Here is a 17,315-nt window from a genome sequence, read left to right as displayed (position 1 = left end):
GCCTACGACCTCTGGGCAGACAAATAAACACCAACAAGGACAACACCAATGACCAACCCAACCCGCCAAGAAATCGTCAACGCATACGAAGCGCTAAGCGATATCACCTACTTGGCCGACACTTACCTATCCTCCATTTCCGGAAGACTCGACGAAACTAGAGAGCTGCGCCAAACCATCCTCCGCGCCCTACCACCGCTCCCACGCCCCACAATGGCCGAGGTCGAATGGGACGACGATAAGCATTACCTCGCAGAAGCAGCACACCCCGACCACGGAAAAGTAATCATGGTCGGCAGGAAAGGAAACCTACTGATTGACGTGTTCTACTTCTCGGGAATGCGCAATAAAGTGAGTTCGCTATACGCAACGGACCTCACCCCGACTGGCAAGCGCTACACACTTACGGAGGTGCAAGAATGATTACCGCCGCAATCATCGGAGCGATCGTTTGTTGCGGAGCAACTATTGCGATTACCGCGTCCGAACCCGAACCTTTTTGGAGAGCAGCTGCCATAGTTGCTGGTGCGACGTTGGCAGGAGCAGGCCTAGGAGGTTTTGTAGGGGCTGCTGCGGACTCCGGAGATGACCGTCCGCCAGGCACAGTAGAAGCCGCAGAAAGCAACAACCTTTACACAGGGTGTGTGCCCGTAGAACTAGCCAAGAAACAGGTAGAAAACCAATGACTGACCTCACCACCACCCGCCTCCAACACCTACTCGACGACGGTGGCCCGCAACTCAAAGCAGCCGCCCCAGAACTCGCCCGCGAGTTGCTAATCCTGAGAGACGCTTTGGCAGACGTTATCCAAATCTGGAAGTACGCCAGCACTGACCCGGAGCGCACTCCAATAGAGCAGAACCTCGCAGCCCGCGTAGTAGACCACATCAACGAAGCGTTAGCAGACCACGATGAATAACCAAGACCAGGCAGCGCAGACTATCTATCACCTAGTGAGAAACCACCTAGACATCGAAAACGACCTATCGAAGATAGCCGCCACCCGGATAGCGCAAACCCTCGCCCAAGCAGGACTACTCGCAGCAGCTGACTACGCGGAGGAAGCATGAAAACCCTCGCAGACATGACCGTACAGGAACGCGCCGAATACCGAGGAACATGGTGCGAAATAGACACACCGGTAGGGCCAGAGTTAGCGATTTACGACCAGTCCAGATGGACTAAGGAACCGACGATGCTCAAACCTGGGCATGGCTATTTTGAAGCGGATCTGTCCAAAGTCACTCCACGCCCCGACCTACCTCGCGCCTGGAATCCAGACGGCACACCGCCAACAGGGGAGTGGGAGGAAGCATGAGCACCACACCCCGCACCCACTAACCCCCAATGATCCGCTAGAATGACCAGCGGACACCAAGCCTTGTTGCCTGACTCAACGACCACTAAAACGGCAAATTCAGTAACTGACCAATGAGATGCAGGCCACTGGTTCACGACCAGAACAAGGCACAAAACCGAACTCGACCACCAGAACCCATAAAGGACCCGCAAGAAGTCTGGCTCACAGCAAAACCCTCACCTACGGGTTGAGATAACAGGGGTATCAAATCACACCCGAACTACTGCGGAAATAGGCAGAAAGAGAAAAAATTCGAAAAGGACAATCAACGGAACTAACCGGTATTTGCTAAATGACGTGCAGAGATTGCTTTACAAAAAGCAGGAGTGAAGCAAAATCGAGAAATGCGACCATGACCCGCTGGTACCCAATGTCCGTGCCACAGACTATATTCAGACATACTTGAAGCAGAGGAGGTCCTAAAAATGTCACTTACAATCAGGCGCCACACACCGGAAGATTTGTACCGTCGCCACGATGAGCTTTCGAGACAACTTACTAGTGCATATTCCTCAGTTGAAGGCGCTCCGATCAGCCTCCGAGACCTTCGTGACTTGGCTTCAATGGGTTGCCTTTCGACGGAAGAACGTGAACTTTATGACGAACTTCGTCGCGTAGAAATGATGCTTGACATTGACAAGTAGCTCAGTCACGCAACGAGAATTCAGCGACAAATCAGCACAAGATTTCGCTTCCGAAGTGCTTGCAATATTGATGGCAGCGTTGCCGCTGCGGGAATCACAATTCAAGAAACACCTTGACGTAAATGACCAGTCTGGCGTTTACGTCATTTCGTTTCATGCACCGCTGCATTACGGTCGGGGGACCTCAAGCATTGAAGAATGCGAATGCCTCAGCACCTGTGATCTATATACCCTAGCTGTTACTTACAAGCTGCAAAGTGACCGAAGTGGGCAGTACCTGACTGTTAGACACAGTGATTATTCAATCCGCGTCCATACACAATCTGCAATCAAATTTGAATACGAGCGCAACAAGGAGCGGGTTCCAGCTGCCCATATTCACTTTTCGGGCATTGGGGGGCTGCTTAGCCCAGCCCTAATGAAAAATGGACGGACTAGTAAAACCGATAAACGGAAAGACGGAGACATAAGCCCACTCCATGTGAAGTGCCCCGGGTTTTGTTCCTAGGCATTTGCCTTGATTTCCATTATTTCTTGGGCCGGGTTGGTTTCCCAAAACTCTGACTCAACCTCAGCTGGCGTGCGATAGCCGAGACTTTGGTGAAGCCGTACCTCGTTCCACCAATTAACCCATTCAAACGTCGCGATCTCCACGTCAACCACGCTGTCCCACGACCGCCGATGAATCAGCTCATTTTTGTAGGAACCGTTGACGTTTTCGGCCAAAGCATTGTCATAGGAATCTCCTACTGTCCCGGTAGAGGCAGCAATTCCATACTCAGCCAGCCGTTCGTTGTAGACAATGCTGACGTACTGTGAGCCATGATCTGAATGATGAATCAGCCCCGTTGTTTCCTTCGCGCTGACAATCGCCTGATTAAGCGCCTGCAGCGGCAGCGCCTCGGTACGCATTGAATCAGATAGTGCCCACCCGACGATCCTTCGGGAGAACACGTCGGTAACAAAAGCGGTGTACACGAATCCTTTTCTAGTGCGCACATAAGTAATATCGGCCACCCACAATCGGGCCGGTGCCGGGGCGTTGAACTTGCGATTAACTAAATCAGGACGCAGATCTGGTCCCTTCGGCTTGCGGGTAGTAATAGGAGACTTACCTTTACCTTTGCCTCTGACTCCAGCAAGACGCATCAGGCGTGCGGTCTGCTCACGGCCAATGTCGATTCCTTCACGGCGCAGAGTATGCCACATCTTACGGATGCCGTAGACGCCAAAATTTTCTTCATGGACCTCGGCGATGTGCGCGACTAGAGCAGCGTCACGAAGACTGCGGGCACTCATACCACGGGCTTTTGATTGGCGGTATCCACGGGACGTGATGAAACCGCCAACACGGTGGGTGTTTAACGTCTCGCAAATGAACTCGATGGAGAAACGATCCCGATACTCATCGATGAACCGGATCATTTCCGACGTTTTGGGTCGAGTTCCGACGCGAAAAAAGCCGAGGCAGCCTTCAGTAGCTCATTGGTGTCGCGTAGCTCTTGATTTTCACGGCGTAGCCTCGCGTTTTCCGCGGCCAAGTCTTCAGGCACAGGTTCTGGGATGCTTCCCGCACGACGGGCCTGCTGGGTCCACTGACGAGCCGTGTGCCATGAAACCCCCAACTTTGGAGCTACTGCCTTGCACGCGGCTTGCATCGACATATTTTCCGCCAAGATACGGTCCTCTACAAGACGGACCACACGGTCCTTCGCATCCTGGTCAAATTTTCTTGGCATATTCCAGATTTTCCCATCTACTCAGACGGAACAAAACCTGGGACACTTCAATGTACCGGTAGGGGGCCATCGATTCCGGCCATCGCTTGAGGAATTCCTGTATTTCGTAATTCAGGAATGCGGGTTTCGAGGAAAGAACGGTTGGGAGGTAGCGCTGAAAGATTCTCGAGAAAAGTGGTTTGACATTCAACTCCAGGCATCTGTTCGAGATAACCCCGCCGTCGCGATGGATGCTTTAGAACGCTTAGGTTTCAAAGTGACCCCACCAGAAACTGGGTGTCCTCCTGCTCGGCGGCATTCCAGCTGGTGATTGTCACGCTGTGTGCTATAATCGTCGACGCGACGACACAATATGCCCTCAACACACGTTGGGGGCATTCGTCGCTTTAACCAAGCCTTGTAGCCACCTCACCCTGTAACTAACCATTAAGCATTGAAAGTTAGAACAGCTCTGAGCAACACCCGAGGCGCAGGCCACCAGCTCACGACTGGAACAAGGCACAACAATCAAATCCCTACTTCTTGGCCGGCAGCCCAGCCGCATGCAACGCCCCAGCAATCAACACCGGCTGAAACAACAGACGCACAAAGCGCTTAGTATCAGTATCCAACCCGAACCCATTATGCCGCTCCGCATATTGAGCAATATTCCCAGGGAAGATAGCGGTATAAAAAGCCGCCAACGCAACACCAAAATCAGCGCGACGGCGCCGCGACAGCAACAAACCTGCCCCTAACACAATCTCCGCTACACCGGACGCCACAACAACAGCATCCTTGGAACCAGGAAACCAATCAGGAACCTGAGCCTGAAACTCCTCACGCTGATGAGTCAAATGTGACACACCAGCAAACGACATAAACCCACCAAGAACACCAGCAGTAAAATACTCACTAAACTTACTCATACCCAAAACCTACTCCTCAAAATCACTCAGCAACGAAATAATTTCAGCCACGCCCAACATCTAGCTGTGTCTTAAACTCCGTGCCCCGACCAACCACAAACCACAGCAAAGGGCCAATGAGCGGATACGCAAGTGCTGCCAAAACCAACAAAAGCTTAACGCCCCAACCAAAACCAGACCGCACAATTGACACCACAGCGCAAAACCAAAAAACAAGCGGCACAACAACAAGCAAAATAGGTACGATGCCCCACCACGTATTGTTCGGGTCAGAACCTTGCTCAGCCAAAATATACAGCACAGCAATACCTTCCAAAATCGACAAAACAACGAAACTTCACTACCCCGAAACCCCGACAAACCATAGTCAACTCGGTCTAAGGGAAGTGAACACCAGCAAGCCTAACTGACAAACCCATCATCCGCTCAGCACCATGCCAAACTAGTAGGCTAAAGCTCAACCCTAAATAACACCGAAAGGCAACCCTGAAATGAGCACAAAAACCCCGACAAACCCACTCAACACGCCACACCTAGACGCACTCAGAGACCAAGTCAACAATATTTCACTTATCCTACTAAGCACTATTGCAATAACAACCCTACTCGTAATAGCCGCACGGCAAATCTACTTTTTCACCCGATACCGAGACCCAGCCGTACGTCGCCTAGCCAAACGCAAAGCAGCAGTCGAATACAAAGCAAACGTGAGAATTAAAGAAATCAGCCCCAAAGGCTGGATTAAAATGGCACCAAAAGACAAAGAATGGTGGGAACTGCTAGCCAAAACCCGACAACTTGACGATATCCTCAAAATCCCAACCAGAATCAAAATCTCAAATCAACGAGTACAAATAGCAACGCTAATTCCAAACTCTACATCAATACCCGGAAAAATGACCTACGACCCAAATACCGACCTACTCACACTAGGTCGCAACACCCAAACAAAAAAGAAAGCCCACCTGCAACTCGAAACAACCTCCAACATAGTAGTCGCCGGCCAGCCCGGAACCGGGAAAACAACACTCCTAAAAGGAATCATGGACGCAGTACGGCCAAACGCTCACGTACTCTACTTCAACGGATCAGCCGGCGACACAACAGAAATCGCCAAAAGCCTAAAACAACTAGAAGAACTAAAACAACAACGTCTACAAGACGGCATCGACTACTGGCGAGAGAAAAACGACAACCAGCACCTAGCAATCTTTATCTTCGACGAAATCCAGGAATACTTCCAAACAAAAGACAAAAAGAATACGCCAGCACCCCAGACAGAAATAAAAATCGCAAAAGCCACAAAGGCGATGCAAAACTGCCACCAAGTGGGAATCATCGTCATCATCGTCACCGCGAACCCCACACCAACAACACTGCCAACCCCCATACGAGACCAAACCAACACCCAAATATGCGCCAACGTATCAACCACAAACCAAGCCGCACACGTACTTGGCCGAAAACCAACAGACCTCGACCCCAAACCCACAAACCTACCGCCAGGAAGAGTAACGATCAGCGATAACAAAGGCAACTGGGAGCAAGTCGACATCTACAGCCCAAGATTCTTCCAAAAATAAAAACCCACGAAGCACTGTAGACTTAAAACCGGTATCACTCCCACCCCGAAATTCAAGGAGGAATTACCAATGTCGGATGAAATCATGCCCGAACCAGTAGAAAAAATCGCAGCACCAGCTGCCGCAGCCGCAGCACTAGTCGGCGGCGAACTCGCAATACCAACCCCACCAGCGCAAGCCCAAGGACCAGGAGGGCCAAACCCCGCAACGGTCAATGAACTAAAACCAGAAGGAGTCCGCGCACACTCAATCGTCCTCAAAATCAATGAAGTAAGAGCACAACACGGACTCAAACCCGTAACTGAAAACCCGGCCCTAAACAATATTGCTCAAAACTGGGCAGACCACGTCTGCCAAACCGACAACCTCCACCACCGCCCAGAACACTGGAAGACTTACCCAGCCGATGTACCACCCGGAGGAGAAAACATCCTCCAAGCATGGAACGACTACTCAGACGCACAACTCGTTAAACTCTGGGTTAATTCACCCTCACACCGCGAAATTCTTCTAGACCCCGAAGCCAAAACCGTCGGCACAGGAATAGCCGTCAACCCACAAGGCAAACTCTTTGCAGTTCAAAACTTCGGACGCTAAATAGACCACTAATGGCCTCAAAGGAGAACTTCCTTTGAGGCCATTACTGTGTCGCCAAGCGTTCTGCAATAGAAACCAGCGCATTAACCAAGAGATGCGCCCAACTAACCTCGAGACCCGTACACGCCCTAAACGCCTTGGTCGCCCGTGGGTTGGGGAGTTGTGGGGGCAGGGGTTGCCCCTGGGTGGGGGTATGAGTAAGCCCCCGAGGTTTGGTGGTCTCGGGGGCTGTTGTGCGCTTGTGTTTTAGAAGCCGGTGATGTTGCGGTTGAATTCGTTGAGTGCGTCTGGGATGAGGTATGGCAGGTTGCGTACGAAGAGGCTTGCCTGTTCGAGGATGTCCCAGCCGTTGGATACGGCGGTGTGTGCTGTTTCTTGTGCGTTGGATACGATGTCTGCGATCATTTTAGTTTCCTTTCTGGTTCGGGAGGTGGTTGCGCGCTTTTTGCGCGCGTTTTTCATCGTACATGAGTTGGTGGGGTGCGTGCCAAGTTGTGGTTTTAGTGGGTGTTTTGGGCTATTTTTTGGGCCATGTGTTTTTGGCCTAGTGGGGTGGGGTGTGCGATGAGATTGTGTTCAGGCATGCCGTAGTAGTTGGTGTTTCGTTGTTGTGGGGGTTTGCACCATCCTTCGGGGTCGTTTGGTGGGGTGATGTAGGTGGTGTGTGTTTCTTGTGCTGCTTGCTGGATGGTGTTGTTGACTTCGGTGAGGAAGCTGTTGATGTATTTGCGGTCGTTGAGGGAGAGGTAGCCGCTTTCGGGGCAGCGGTGTTCTGGGGTGGCTGCTGTGTAGTAGCCGGTGAAGAGGATTTGGGCTTGGGGGGCTCGTTTTTTGGTGTCGTTTGCGATGTCGATGAGGCGTTGTTTTAAGTTTCGGCCGGTGGTGTCGGGGTTGTGGATGCTGGCGTCTGTTATGGGTTTGGCGGTGGGGGAGCAGTCGGGGAGTCCGGGGATTTGGATGTGGGGTGCGCAGGCGGTGAACAGTGCTGCTAGTCCGGCGTCGTTTCCTCCGAGTGTGATGGTGACGAGTTTGGTGTCGGGTGTCAGGTGTTGTTTTTGTGGGGTTGGGGCGGTGAGGGGGAGTGCGTGGTGTTGGGGGTTGTCGTATTGGTAGGTGAATGCCCAGGCGCAGGAGGCGTCGTCGAGTTGTAGGTTGAGTTGTTTGGCTAGTTGGTGTGGGTAGTTGTCTTGGTCTTTGACGCAGGCTGGTGTGCTGCCAGGGACAGGTTGTGTGATTGTGCCGGTTGAGGCGTAGGAGTCTCCGAGTGCTACGTATTTGTCTCCTGGTTGGAGGGCTTGTGCTGTGGGGGTTAGGAGTGTGGTTGTGATTGTTGCGGTGGCGAGTGCGGCGCTTATTTTTGTTGGTTTCACGGGGGTTGTTCCTTTTTGCTGATGGGAAATTCCCGTGTGGTGGGTGTGGTGCACGGGAATTTGGGTGGGGTGGGGTCTATTTTGCGATATTTTTTCCGATGTATTGGCCGTAGGCGTGGGTGCCGTTGGCGTTGAGGTGGAGGGGTAGGTTTCCTGGTGCTGGTGGCAAGAGATCGATTAGGTTGACCCACCAGCGGTCTCGGGAGCAGTTGTCGTGTCCGGTGGACATCGGCTGTGCGTCTAGGAAGGTTGCGTCGTTTTGGTCTGAAACTTCGCGCAGGGTGTTTTGGACTCGTTTTTCATTTTTTGCAACGGCTGCGGCGGGTAGTGGAATGGTTGCTGATGTGAGGCAGGTGTTGGCGCCGTCGGATATGTGTGGGTAGCCGACGACGGTGATTTTGGCGTTGGGGGCGTTTTTGTGTGCTACTTGCAGTGCGCTGCGTAGGCCGTTTCGGATTGCGTGGTCTGATGCTTGGATGTCTTGTTTGTATGGGTAGGTGTCGTTGGCGCCGGCGACGATGACGACGTTTTTGGTTTGTGGGTTAAGGTCGCCGTGTTGTGCGGCTGTGCGAAGTGAATCGTCAATGTGGTGGCCGCCGGTTGCGAAGGAGGCGCCGGCGCATTGGTATTGGTCTACGTGGGCGCCGCCGGAAGCATTTGCGATTTCGTCGGCGATGGAGCCGTCGGTGACGCAGCCTACTCCGGTGTTGGTTTTGGCGTTTGCCTTGTTTTTCCAGTAGTCGGAGAATGTTGGGTTGGCTACTACGCTGTCGCCGACTAGTACGGTGTTGCCTGGTGTGGCTGCGAGTGCGGTGGTGTTTCCTGCGGCCAGGGCGGTGGTGGTGGCTAGTATTGCTGCTGTGTATTTAGTGGGGGATTTCATCTTTAGTTTCCTTTTAGTTTGCTGTTTGCTTGAGTTTCCTTTGTCTAGGATATCGGTTTTTCAGTGGAATGCCAGAATTTTGGTTTTGAGTGAAATGTTTTGAGTGTTGCTGGTGTGGTGATTGTGGTTAGTTGGCTAGTCCGGGGTGGGGTTGTTGTGGGAGGTGGAGGAGTTTTTTCTTTTTGTGTTTGCCGGTGCGGGTTTCTTGGGTGGTTTTGTTGGTGTGGCATTGGTGGCAGAGGACGCGGAGGTTTTCTAGGTTGTGGGTTCCGCCTTGGCTTATTGGGGTGATGTGGTCTACTTCGTGTCCTGGTTGTCCGCATTGTTGGCAGGTGTGGTTGTCGCGGTTTCGGATTTGTTGGCGTAGGTGGTGTGGTGTTCCTGGGTGGTGTGGGTTTTTGTTGCTCATGGTGGTTTAGAGGTCGGGTTTGATTGCTGTTGGTGCTGGGTGGTGGGGGATTTCTTCTGGGTGTGCCTGTCGCCATTCGGTGATGTGGCTGAGTGCGGAGTTGTACTTGTGGCTGAGTGTGTTGACGCGGCCGCGGAGTGTGTCCACTTGGTCCTGGAGATTGTTGACTCGGTCGGTGAGTTGATGGGTTTCTTGTTGGATGGTGTCGACGAATGCTTTCCATTCGGGGTAGCGGGTTTGTTCTTGGGTTTGTTTTTCTTTTGAGCGGGCGTTGATGGTGGCGGTGATCCAGGAGGCTATGCCGGTGATGGTGCTGGTGGTGCCTGTGGCGATGATGGTTGTTAGTGGTGTCATGGTGTGCCTCCTTTGCGTGTTGTTGGGTTATTGGGGTGGTTGTTGTGGGTTGGGTGAGGGGTGTCCTGGCGTTGCTCCTTGTGGGGTGGTGGGCGTAGGACGTGGTGGCGCAGTGGTGTGTGGGGTTGGTTGAGTCTCCTGTGGTGGCTGGGCTGGAGTGGGCCGATAGTCAGAGTGTTCGCCGGTGGTGATGGCGGCGAGGGTGCTGGCAATGGTGGCAGTGATACCACTGGTGTTTTGTAGCCAGGTATCAACTTGGTCGGGGCTGGCAATACCGAATGCGGTGACGGTGAGGGCGATGATACCGGTGATGGTGTAGATGGTTTGTCGGATGTACCAGGGGGAGTGGGTGATGCCGCGGTCGAGTTGGAATTGTTGTGGGTGGATGATGTTTTGTGCGTGCTTTGGCATAGTTGTTTCTCCTTTCTGGTGTGTACGGGGTTATTGGTTGAGTAGGTGTTTGAGGTCGTCGTGGGTGCCGCGGTAGGCGTTGATGTCTACGACTCCGGGGTATCCGGCGGCGTGGCCGTTGGAGCCGTATTGGAGGATGTCGGGGGTGTGGTCGCCGAGTGGGTAGTTCCAGCGTGGGCTGTCGTCGCCTGGGTAGAGTTGTGCGGCGGTGCCGTGACTGTTTTGAGCTCCGTAGTTGGAGACCCAGAGGGCGCCGAGGCCGTCCATGGAGGGTTCGCCGCCTATCATTTTCTCCCAGTACCAGGCGCCGGAGTAGATGCCGGGGACGGTGTAGCCGCGGCATTCGAGTTCGTGTTTTGCTGCCCAGACGTCGTTTCCGGAGAGGAGGGCGTTGCCTGAAGGGTCGATGGATTCGACGTCTATCCAGATGGGGAGGTCTTTGCGGCCTTGTAATTGTTGGTCGATGGTGTCGACTTGTTGTGCGATGGTGGTGCCTTCGGAGGGGGCGCGGAGGTACCAGTATCCGCTGGTGATGAGTCCTGCGTTTTCTGCGTCCTTCAGGTGGGAGTTGAAGATGGGGTCTTTGTAGGTTCCGTCGCAGATGCGGATGATGGCGAAGTCGTAGCCTTCTTGTTGTGCGGTGTGTAGGTTGAGTCCGTTGTTGTGTTCAGACACGTCGAGTCCGTACAGTGGCATGATTATTTTCCCCCTTGTTTTGTGGTTTTAGTTGTTGAGCCAGCTGTGTAGGGCTGGTGTGAGCGCTTCGATGGTGTTTCGGCCGGTGGTGTAGTCATCTGGGCCGAAGAAGAGCGCGTGTAGTTGGTTGGTGGCGTTGAGTATGGGTTGGTTGACGACCCATGCGCCTGGTGGTGTGTTGCGGTTTAGGCATACTCCCATGTTTTATCCCCCGTTGTGTGTGGAACTGGTGTTCCTGTGTGGTGATTTTACCCTATGAGGGTTTTGAGTCGTTTGGTTGTGGCGGAGATGTGTTTTTGGTTTTCGTTGAGTTGTTGTAGGGCGGATTGGCGGGGTTGTGCTTCGCCGACAGCTAGTTCGGTTTTGGGTGGTGTGCCGGGCGTGTGGCTGATGGTGGCTTCATCAATCCAGGTGGAGAGGTTCATGTTTCGCCATTGGATGCCGATTTGGTCGCCGACGTTTATTTCGTAGCCGAGTTGGTAGGGGCAAGTGTCGGTGAGTTTGAATGAGGCTGAGAGGTTGCCTTTGCCTTTGGCGAGTGCCTCAAAGGCTTGTTGTTGGCCTTCGATGGTGAAGCCTTCTCCGGAGGCGACAAGCTCGCGGCGTCGGTAGGGGCCGAGGTGTCGTGCTCTGCGGGTGGCTTGGTGGTGTGTGAAGGCGAGTAGTTTGTCTTCGGTGAGTTTGCCGGTGGCTTTTTCGAGTTTGTTTTGTAGGTCGTCGAGTTGTTTGTCGTTTCCGGGCCAGGCGTTTTTGGCTCCGGCGATGGCTCCGCCTACGAAGGTGGCGGTGGCGCGTTTGAGGAGCTGGTTGATGGCGTTGGGGGATTTTCCACCGACGGTGACGTCTGCGTATTTGGAGCGGGTGATGGTGATGTCGCTGGTGGCGTAGTCGATGTGGGTGGGTCGGATAAGTATCCAGGGTTTGTAGCCGTCTGGGTTGGTGCGGTCGCCGAGTCCGACGGTGGAGACGTTGTCTTCGGGGTCCCATTTGCGGGTGATGTTTTTGACGCCTTCGTGGACGTGTCCGGCGACTGAGGAGTCGTTGGTCAGTGGGATGATGTCGATGATGAAGGTGGGTTTCCACAGTCGGGTGTGGGTGGGGAATGGTTGTTTGTCCCATGGCATCCAGAGGGTGATGGTTAGGCGGAGTCCGGCCGCGTCGAGTGTTTCTTTTGTTAGGTCTGCTAGTGAGTCGAAGCGGGCGGCAAGCACGGTCCATGGGGTGGTGGTGGATTTGTGCAGTGGGTTGACCATAATCGGCCAGTCGGCGTAGTCGCGCCAGGCGATGGGGGACCAGGGGTCGGCGTCGGGGAGGAGGTCGAATTGGTAGAGGCGGCGTAGGTTCATCAGGATGAATGTTTTAATGACTCGGAGGGAGTCGCCGGCGCGGACGTCCATGTACTTGGGTTGGATGGCCTTGATGGCTAGTGGGTTGGATTCCATGACGAGGTAGTTGGCCATGTCGTGGATGGAGGTGCCGGTGATTTCGACGGTGGGGTTGTGTTGTTGGGCGTGGTCGATAATGGTGTCGACGAAGCAGGTGTATCGGGTGTGGCCGTATTCGACGACGAGAAATTGTTGGATGTCGGTGAGCTTGCGCAGGGTGGAGTTGGGGTCTCCGTCGAAGGCTAGTGGTGGGATGAGGAGGCCGACGATGGGGTGTTCGGCTGGTACTTCGAGGGTGACGGTGCCGGCGTCGTTGACTTTGTCGTTTGCTTTGAGTTGGGTGTAGCCGGTGATGATGGTTTGTGGGGTGAGGTATTTGTCAGTCAAATAGACGAATGGCGTGTGGTCGTCCCGATGCTGTTGCCCAAGTGCGGCCATTTGAATTGTTTGATGTTCTTGCATTGCTTACTATTCCTCCTGTTTGTGCCCAGGGTTGTAGGTATTGGTTGCGCCAGTGGATGTGGCATTTGTGGCAGTCGATGGTGGTGGCGTCGCCGGGCATGATGGGGCGTGTCCAGGCGACTCCTCGTAGTGTGGCCCAGGCGTTGTGGTTGGGGTAGCCGTGTGTGTCGGTGATAAGGCCTCCGGTGTCGGGGTTGGTGTGGTAGATGAGGCCGGTTGTGCCGAGTGCTGGTGGGAGGATGATGGGGCCGTTTTTGTCTTCGGTGACGCGGGCTGTGAGGCCTTTCCAGTGGATGGTGGGCCAGAGGGGGAGTTGTCCGGTGTTTTCGATGGTGGTGATTCCGGTGGAGGTGTGTTCTGGGCCGAAGTATCGGCCGTCTTGGGCGGTGAGGTGTATTTCGAGGGTGGTGGTGTCTGTGGGGGCGGTTTCTTCGGGAAGTCCGATGGGGGACTCGAGGTGGACGAAGAGTTGGAGTTCGGGTTGGCGAGGTTGGTGGAAGGTGAGTATGGCGGGTTTGTAGAAGTCGAGGCCGTCGAGGAAGCGGCGGATAGTGGTTTCAGTGGTCAGGCTGGTGGTGTGGGTGATGCTGACTGTCAGTGTTGGGCTGATGGGCTCTGGGGTGGCCGTATCGTAGGTGTGGGTGGGGAAGTGCTGGGTGGTTGGTACTGGGTGGTCAGATAGTTTCCCGTCGGTGCCGGAGATTTTATGTAGGGTGACGCCTTCGTCGCCTTCCTGGGCGCCGGCGAGGTGCCAGGTGTGGCCTTTGTAGTCGGTTAGTTGGATGTCCACTGTGCTCTCCTCCTGCTAGACGACCATTGGGGTGGTGAAGGTGTTGATTTTGACTCCGCGTTCGAGTGCTTCGATTCGACGTTGATAATCGTCGAGGGCTTGGTTGACGCCGCGGCGGACGTCGTCGGAGGAGACTTCCATATTGTCGCCATTCATGTTGAGGTGAACCTCGACTGGTGGGAGGGCGTTTTTTCCGGGGTCGTCGGCTGTTCCGGCGACAGCGACTTTGACACGGCCTTGATTGTCAAGAATGTCTGGGGCGTTGACCCCGTCAATGCCCCAGGGGGAGCCGAGGTCGTCGGTGATGTCGGCAAGTACGTCGCCGAGGAATTGTGAGCCCCATTCGATGGGGGCGCCGACGCGTTCTTCTTGACCGTTAAGCCATGCTTCGACGCCTTCTGAGAAGGTCTTAGCGGTGGCGTCCAGGTGCTTGGCGGCATAAGTAATGCCTTCAGCGAAATTAGTCATCTGTTGGGAGTTAAGTACCCATTCTGATTGGCCGGACGTGTTGACTGCAACAGAGTTATTGGGGAGTACACCACCGGAGTCGCGCAGGAATGCAGGTAGTACACCGCCTTTTTTGTAGCCTCCGGCGCGGTCGTAGGCCGCGGAGAGAGAACCGTAGGTAGCCATGGCGTAGTTCATGGAGGCGCGGATGTTGGCCTCCGGGTCCCAGATGTCGTCGAATCCGGGGTCTTTGTAGGATTGGAATGTGGGGTCGATGGTTTGCATTAGTCCCTTGGATGGGGTGCCTTTGGTGGCGTTGGAGTCCCAATTATTAATTGCGTGCGGGTTGCCGCCGGATTCTTGTTGCATGCGGCGTAGGACACTGTCGACGAGGGATGTTGGTTGGCCTTTTTCTTTCAGTAGGCGGGTGACAAGTCCGCGGTAATTGTTGACGTCGCCGCCGACGCTTAGGTGTTCTTTGACTTTCTTGGCTACGGCGGTGACTTTGTCTTTGAGCCAGTTCCATGCGTTTTCGGCGCCTTTAGTGAGGTAGGCGGGTGCGACGGATTTGGCTAGGTCGGTTCCGCTGCTGATGCCGAGTTTGTCTTTAACAGCGTTGATTTTGCCATCGAAGAGTTTCTTTGCTGCGTTGGCGAAATCACCACCGAGCTCGATAGCTTTGTTGATGACGTCGTCAGTGACGTTCCATGCTTTGCCTGCTGTGGATTTGATGGCGCCGATAACACCGCCGTCAGCGAAGGAGCCGGAAAGTCCGGTGCCTTTTCCAGCTCGTGCTGTAGCGTTCATACGTGCGACAGCCGCTGGGCCGCCGACTGCTCTGGTCCATTCTGGGCGCATGATGGCCTCACCACCGGAGAGGTTGAGCGTTCCGCCGGTAGGCGAGAAGAAGGTGTGTATGTCGCGGCCTGGGGTGTAGCCGGGCATGACGCCACCGCTGGCGAAGCTAACCTCAGGAAGCTCGTCTACACCAGTTACCTTGGATACAGCGTTCCATGCGGGGCGAATGCCGTTGTTGTAGGCGACGTTGGCAATTTTGCCGGCAATTGACTTAATAGTTTCCCAGACACTGTTCCATGCGGACTTGATTCCATCAGCGGCTTTTTCAAACCACTGCTTAACTTGGTCGACCCCTTGCTTCATGCGGTCGAAAGCAGGGCGAACGTGTGCATCGACAATGCCTTTAATGAAGTCTGACATGTGTTGCCAGGCAGGAAGAAGGACGTTGTCAATAATGGCCTTGATACCGTCGACAACCATGTTCCACACGGCTTTAATCCCGTTAAATACTGGCTGAATAGCGTTATTCCAGATAGCGGACAGGAATTGGCTCATCGCGTTCCACGCTGGGATAAGTACCGTATCGATGAGGGCCTTGATGCTATTTACGACAGCTTCCCAGAGCTGCTTTATCAGGTTGAGGATTGGTTGGATAGCTGCTTCCCATAGGATGTGCACTGCTTGTGCGACAGCGTCCCATGCGGGTTTGAGTACGTTTTCCCACAGGGCTTGAATGCCGGTTACGAGTAGCTCCCAGCCTGCTTTGATGGCCTCGAACCCCACCATCACTATGGACTTAACCAGCATGAACTGCATCATGATAGGTGTCAGAAGTGCCGTGATGATGTAGGGCGCTACCTGTTGGATAACTGCCCACTCTTTCGAAAACCACTCACCAATAGCCGAAAATACAGGCTGAATCCATTCCCAGAAGCTGCGGAGCGCGTCACCAATCTTCGACAAGATTTGATGCCCGACCTCGGTCTTTGTCAAAAAGAGTGTAATGCCTGCAACGACGGCGGCAATAGCTGTGACAATAAGGCCAATTGGGTTCGTGTCAAAAATAGCCGCCAACAGTGCAGGCAAGGTACGCAGCCCAGTGAAGATGATGCGCCCGACCTTAATGATTCCGCCCAAAGCCTTACGGAACCCCATAAACCCCTTTATCGCAGGGCCCAACTTCGGCCCGAATGATGCGATAATGTCGCCGCCTGCCTTAAACGCCTTAAACCCACGAGTAATAGGTGCAATAACCTTAGCCCACGTCATAAACCCACCAGCAGCCGCAGCAGCCAATCCTGGGTGCTTGGCCATCTGGTCGGTGAGCATCTCAATGGCCGGGACAACCACGTTAGAAATCAGCGGCGCGAGAGCATTTAACAGGTCGACAATAGCAGGCAGACTACCGACAGCAATAGAGCCCATGGCAGTGACAATGGAAGGCAGAATAGGTGCGATGGCGCTGAGAAGCTGGGCTACTGAACTGCCTAGTTGTTCAACTGCAGGCCATGCTTGGACTGCTAAATTCCCCATCGACGTGAACGAATTCATCACCGAATTAAAATCAATGTTCGAAATCGCGTCGAACATTTTCGGAATGACTTCATCGGCCAGGTAGTCAAATATTGGGGCGATTTTGTCCGAAAGCTGTTCAGCGAAATCACTAATCTGCGGGGTGATGTTGTCAAAGCCATCCGCCAATGCGTTAAAGACGGGAATCATTCCATCGTAGAAAGGCTGGATGAACGCTGCGGTCACGTGGGATGCGAACGCGGCCATGGTGTCAAAGGAGCCTTTGAATGTTTCGCGTTGCTTTTGGGCGGCGCCATCGAACATGTCGTTCATGGCGTTAGAAAAGTCCTCGAATGAGACCTTGCCCGAGCTAATCATGTCGGTGACTTCTTCTTTAGTCACGCCCATCTGGTCGGCGAGTTTTTGCTGCAGGCCGATTCCTCGGTCCATCAACTGGGCCATAACTTCACCATCAACGTGGCCACGGGCAGCAACCTTGGACCAGATTGACCCCATCTCGCCCATGGACACGCCTGAGTGGGCGGCAGAGTCGGCAACTCGACTTAGCGTGTCCTGGAGGTCCTGGCCCGGCTTAATTCCCGAGCTGAGCATGACGGAGGCAACCTGGGCGGTATCACCCATGAGGAAGGAGGTGCCCTCAATGGACTTATTGACATTGCCCATAATCTGGTCGATGTCTTTGCCCTTGTAACCCAAACCCTCAAGGGCCTTTTCTGCCTTGTCAGTCGAAGCAAGACGGTTAAAACCATCACTAAAGGCTTTGCCAGCACTCACACCAGCAGCCGCAGTAGTAGCAACCGCACCAGCCTTCATGGTCTTCTTCAACCCGCCGGTGATTTTACTTCCCAGCTTTTCACCCCACGAGCCAGAAGGGCTGACGACCGCTTTATCAATCTGCTTGCGTACCTGGGAGAAATCTCCCATTTTCGGCACGATACTGACCCAG

At 54.0% G+C, this 17,315-nt stretch carries 20 protein-coding genes; 6 read left to right on the top strand and 14 right to left on the bottom strand.

What is annotated here, in order from left to right; all coding sequences use genetic code 11:
- The first annotated feature begins 48 nt into the window (after positions 1 to 48).
- The 4 genes from ACP8J1_RS08590 to ACP8J1_RS08575 all read left to right on the top strand — a co-directional run bounded on the left by ACP8J1_RS08590 (position 49) and on the right by ACP8J1_RS08575 (position 1,318).
- The gene (locus ACP8J1_RS08590; protein WP_023021053.1) at positions 49 to 423 is read left to right on the top strand and encodes a hypothetical protein; all 375 of its coding nucleotides are present in this window, start codon (positions 49 to 51) and stop codon (positions 421 to 423) included.
- Between the two features lie 259 nt (positions 424 to 682).
- A complete protein-coding gene (locus ACP8J1_RS08585; RefSeq protein ID WP_023021055.1) occupies positions 683 to 919 on the top strand; it encodes a hypothetical protein in 237 nt (78 codons plus the stop codon).
- Positions 912 to 1,070: a hypothetical protein gene (locus ACP8J1_RS08580; RefSeq protein WP_023021056.1), complete on the top strand. Its 159-nt coding sequence runs from the start codon at positions 912 to 914 to the stop codon at positions 1,068 to 1,070. The genes ACP8J1_RS08585 and ACP8J1_RS08580 overlap by 8 nt, the downstream gene beginning before the upstream one ends.
- On the top strand, positions 1,067 to 1,318 hold the full coding sequence (locus ACP8J1_RS08575) for a hypothetical protein (protein ID WP_023021057.1): 252 nt from the start codon (positions 1,067 to 1,069) through the stop codon (positions 1,316 to 1,318). Before ACP8J1_RS08580 ends, ACP8J1_RS08575 begins: the two co-directional genes overlap by 4 nt.
- Before the next feature lie 1,190 nt (positions 1,319 to 2,508).
- Here ACP8J1_RS08575 and ACP8J1_RS08570 read toward each other — a convergent pair.
- The 3 genes from ACP8J1_RS08570 to ACP8J1_RS08560 all read right to left on the bottom strand — a co-directional run bounded on the left by ACP8J1_RS08570 (position 2,509) and on the right by ACP8J1_RS08560 (position 4,976).
- Positions 2,509 to 3,743 (bottom strand): IS3 family transposase gene (locus ACP8J1_RS08570; RefSeq protein ID WP_167315507.1). Its coding sequence is split into 2 segments (ribosomal slippage): positions 2,509 to 3,455 and positions 3,455 to 3,743, totalling 1,236 coding nucleotides; the frame shifts between segments, so codons are not numbered across the junction.
- A 515-nt stretch (positions 3,744 to 4,258) separates the two neighbouring features.
- Positions 4,259 to 4,651, bottom strand: a complete 393-nt coding sequence (locus ACP8J1_RS08565; protein WP_023021060.1) for a DoxX family protein — start codon at positions 4,649 to 4,651, stop codon at positions 4,259 to 4,261.
- 43 nt (positions 4,652 to 4,694) lie between these two features.
- The gene (locus tag ACP8J1_RS08560) at positions 4,695 to 4,976 is read right to left on the bottom strand and encodes a hypothetical protein (RefSeq protein WP_156900705.1); all 282 of its coding nucleotides are present in this window, start codon (positions 4,974 to 4,976) and stop codon (positions 4,695 to 4,697) included.
- 166 nt (positions 4,977 to 5,142) lie between these two features.
- Between ACP8J1_RS08560 and ACP8J1_RS08555 the strand changes: the two genes are divergently transcribed.
- Together ACP8J1_RS08555 and ACP8J1_RS08550 are read left to right on the top strand one after the other, a co-directional pair.
- Positions 5,143 to 6,234 carry an ATP-binding protein gene (locus ACP8J1_RS08555; protein ID WP_023021062.1) on the top strand — a complete coding sequence of 364 codons (1,092 nt, stop codon included), beginning with the start codon at positions 5,143 to 5,145 and terminating at the stop codon, positions 6,232 to 6,234.
- A gap of 69 nt (positions 6,235 to 6,303) precedes the next feature.
- A complete protein-coding gene (locus ACP8J1_RS08550) occupies positions 6,304 to 6,831 on the top strand; it encodes a CAP domain-containing protein (RefSeq protein ID WP_023021063.1) in 528 nt (175 codons plus the stop codon).
- Positions 6,832 to 7,077: 246 nt separating this feature from the next.
- On the opposite strand, the gene ACP8J1_RS08545 is transcribed toward ACP8J1_RS08550, so the two are convergent.
- The 11 genes from ACP8J1_RS08545 to ACP8J1_RS08495 form a co-directional block, all read right to left on the bottom strand.
- On the bottom strand, positions 7,078 to 7,236 hold the full coding sequence (locus tag ACP8J1_RS08545; RefSeq protein WP_023021064.1) for a hypothetical protein: 159 nt from the start codon (positions 7,234 to 7,236) through the stop codon (positions 7,078 to 7,080).
- A gap of 95 nt (positions 7,237 to 7,331) precedes the next feature.
- Positions 7,332 to 8,201, bottom strand: coding sequence for an SGNH/GDSL hydrolase family protein (locus tag ACP8J1_RS08540; RefSeq protein ID WP_023021065.1), 870 nt, complete (start codon positions 8,199 to 8,201; stop codon positions 7,332 to 7,334).
- Positions 8,202 to 8,277: 76 nt separating this feature from the next.
- The gene (locus tag ACP8J1_RS08535; RefSeq protein ID WP_486696561.1) at positions 8,278 to 9,084 is read right to left on the bottom strand and encodes a GDSL-type esterase/lipase family protein; all 807 of its coding nucleotides are present in this window, start codon (positions 9,082 to 9,084) and stop codon (positions 8,278 to 8,280) included.
- A 127-nt stretch (positions 9,085 to 9,211) separates the two neighbouring features.
- Complete coding sequence (locus tag ACP8J1_RS08530) at positions 9,212 to 9,493, bottom strand: HNH endonuclease (RefSeq protein ID WP_034655465.1); 282 nt, start codon at positions 9,491 to 9,493, stop codon at positions 9,212 to 9,214.
- Between the two features lie 6 nt (positions 9,494 to 9,499).
- Positions 9,500 to 9,847 carry an MbeD/MobD family mobilization/exclusion family protein gene (locus ACP8J1_RS08525; RefSeq protein WP_023021067.1) on the bottom strand — a complete coding sequence of 116 codons (348 nt, stop codon included), beginning with the start codon at positions 9,845 to 9,847 and terminating at the stop codon, positions 9,500 to 9,502.
- Positions 9,848 to 9,874: 27 nt separating this feature from the next.
- On the bottom strand, positions 9,875 to 10,258 hold the full coding sequence (locus ACP8J1_RS08520; RefSeq protein ID WP_023021068.1) for a hypothetical protein: 384 nt from the start codon (positions 10,256 to 10,258) through the stop codon (positions 9,875 to 9,877).
- A 30-nt stretch (positions 10,259 to 10,288) separates the two neighbouring features.
- A complete protein-coding gene (locus tag ACP8J1_RS08515) occupies positions 10,289 to 10,954 on the bottom strand; it encodes a glycoside hydrolase family 25 protein (RefSeq protein ID WP_023021069.1) in 666 nt (221 codons plus the stop codon).
- Between the two features lie 27 nt (positions 10,955 to 10,981).
- The gene (locus ACP8J1_RS08510; protein ID WP_023021070.1) at positions 10,982 to 11,155 is read right to left on the bottom strand and encodes a hypothetical protein; all 174 of its coding nucleotides are present in this window, start codon (positions 11,153 to 11,155) and stop codon (positions 10,982 to 10,984) included.
- A 47-nt stretch (positions 11,156 to 11,202) separates the two neighbouring features.
- Positions 11,203 to 12,777, bottom strand: a complete 1,575-nt coding sequence (locus tag ACP8J1_RS08505) for a Gp37-like protein (RefSeq protein WP_023021071.1) — start codon at positions 12,775 to 12,777, stop codon at positions 11,203 to 11,205.
- Complete coding sequence (locus ACP8J1_RS08500) at positions 12,719 to 13,591, bottom strand: hypothetical protein (RefSeq protein WP_023027886.1); 873 nt, start codon at positions 13,589 to 13,591, stop codon at positions 12,719 to 12,721. Before ACP8J1_RS08500 ends, ACP8J1_RS08505 begins: the two co-directional genes overlap by 59 nt.
- 15 nt (positions 13,592 to 13,606) lie before the next feature.
- Complete coding sequence (locus tag ACP8J1_RS08495) at positions 13,607 to 17,293, bottom strand: tape measure protein (protein ID WP_198010459.1); 3,687 nt, start codon at positions 17,291 to 17,293, stop codon at positions 13,607 to 13,609.
- Positions 17,294 to 17,315 lie beyond the last annotated feature (22 nt).

It is taken from the genome of Corynebacterium sp. LaCa_205 (assembly GCF_057458085.1).
Note: the sequence above shows the minus strand (reverse complement) of the source record. Positions and strands in the feature narration are given on the sequence as shown.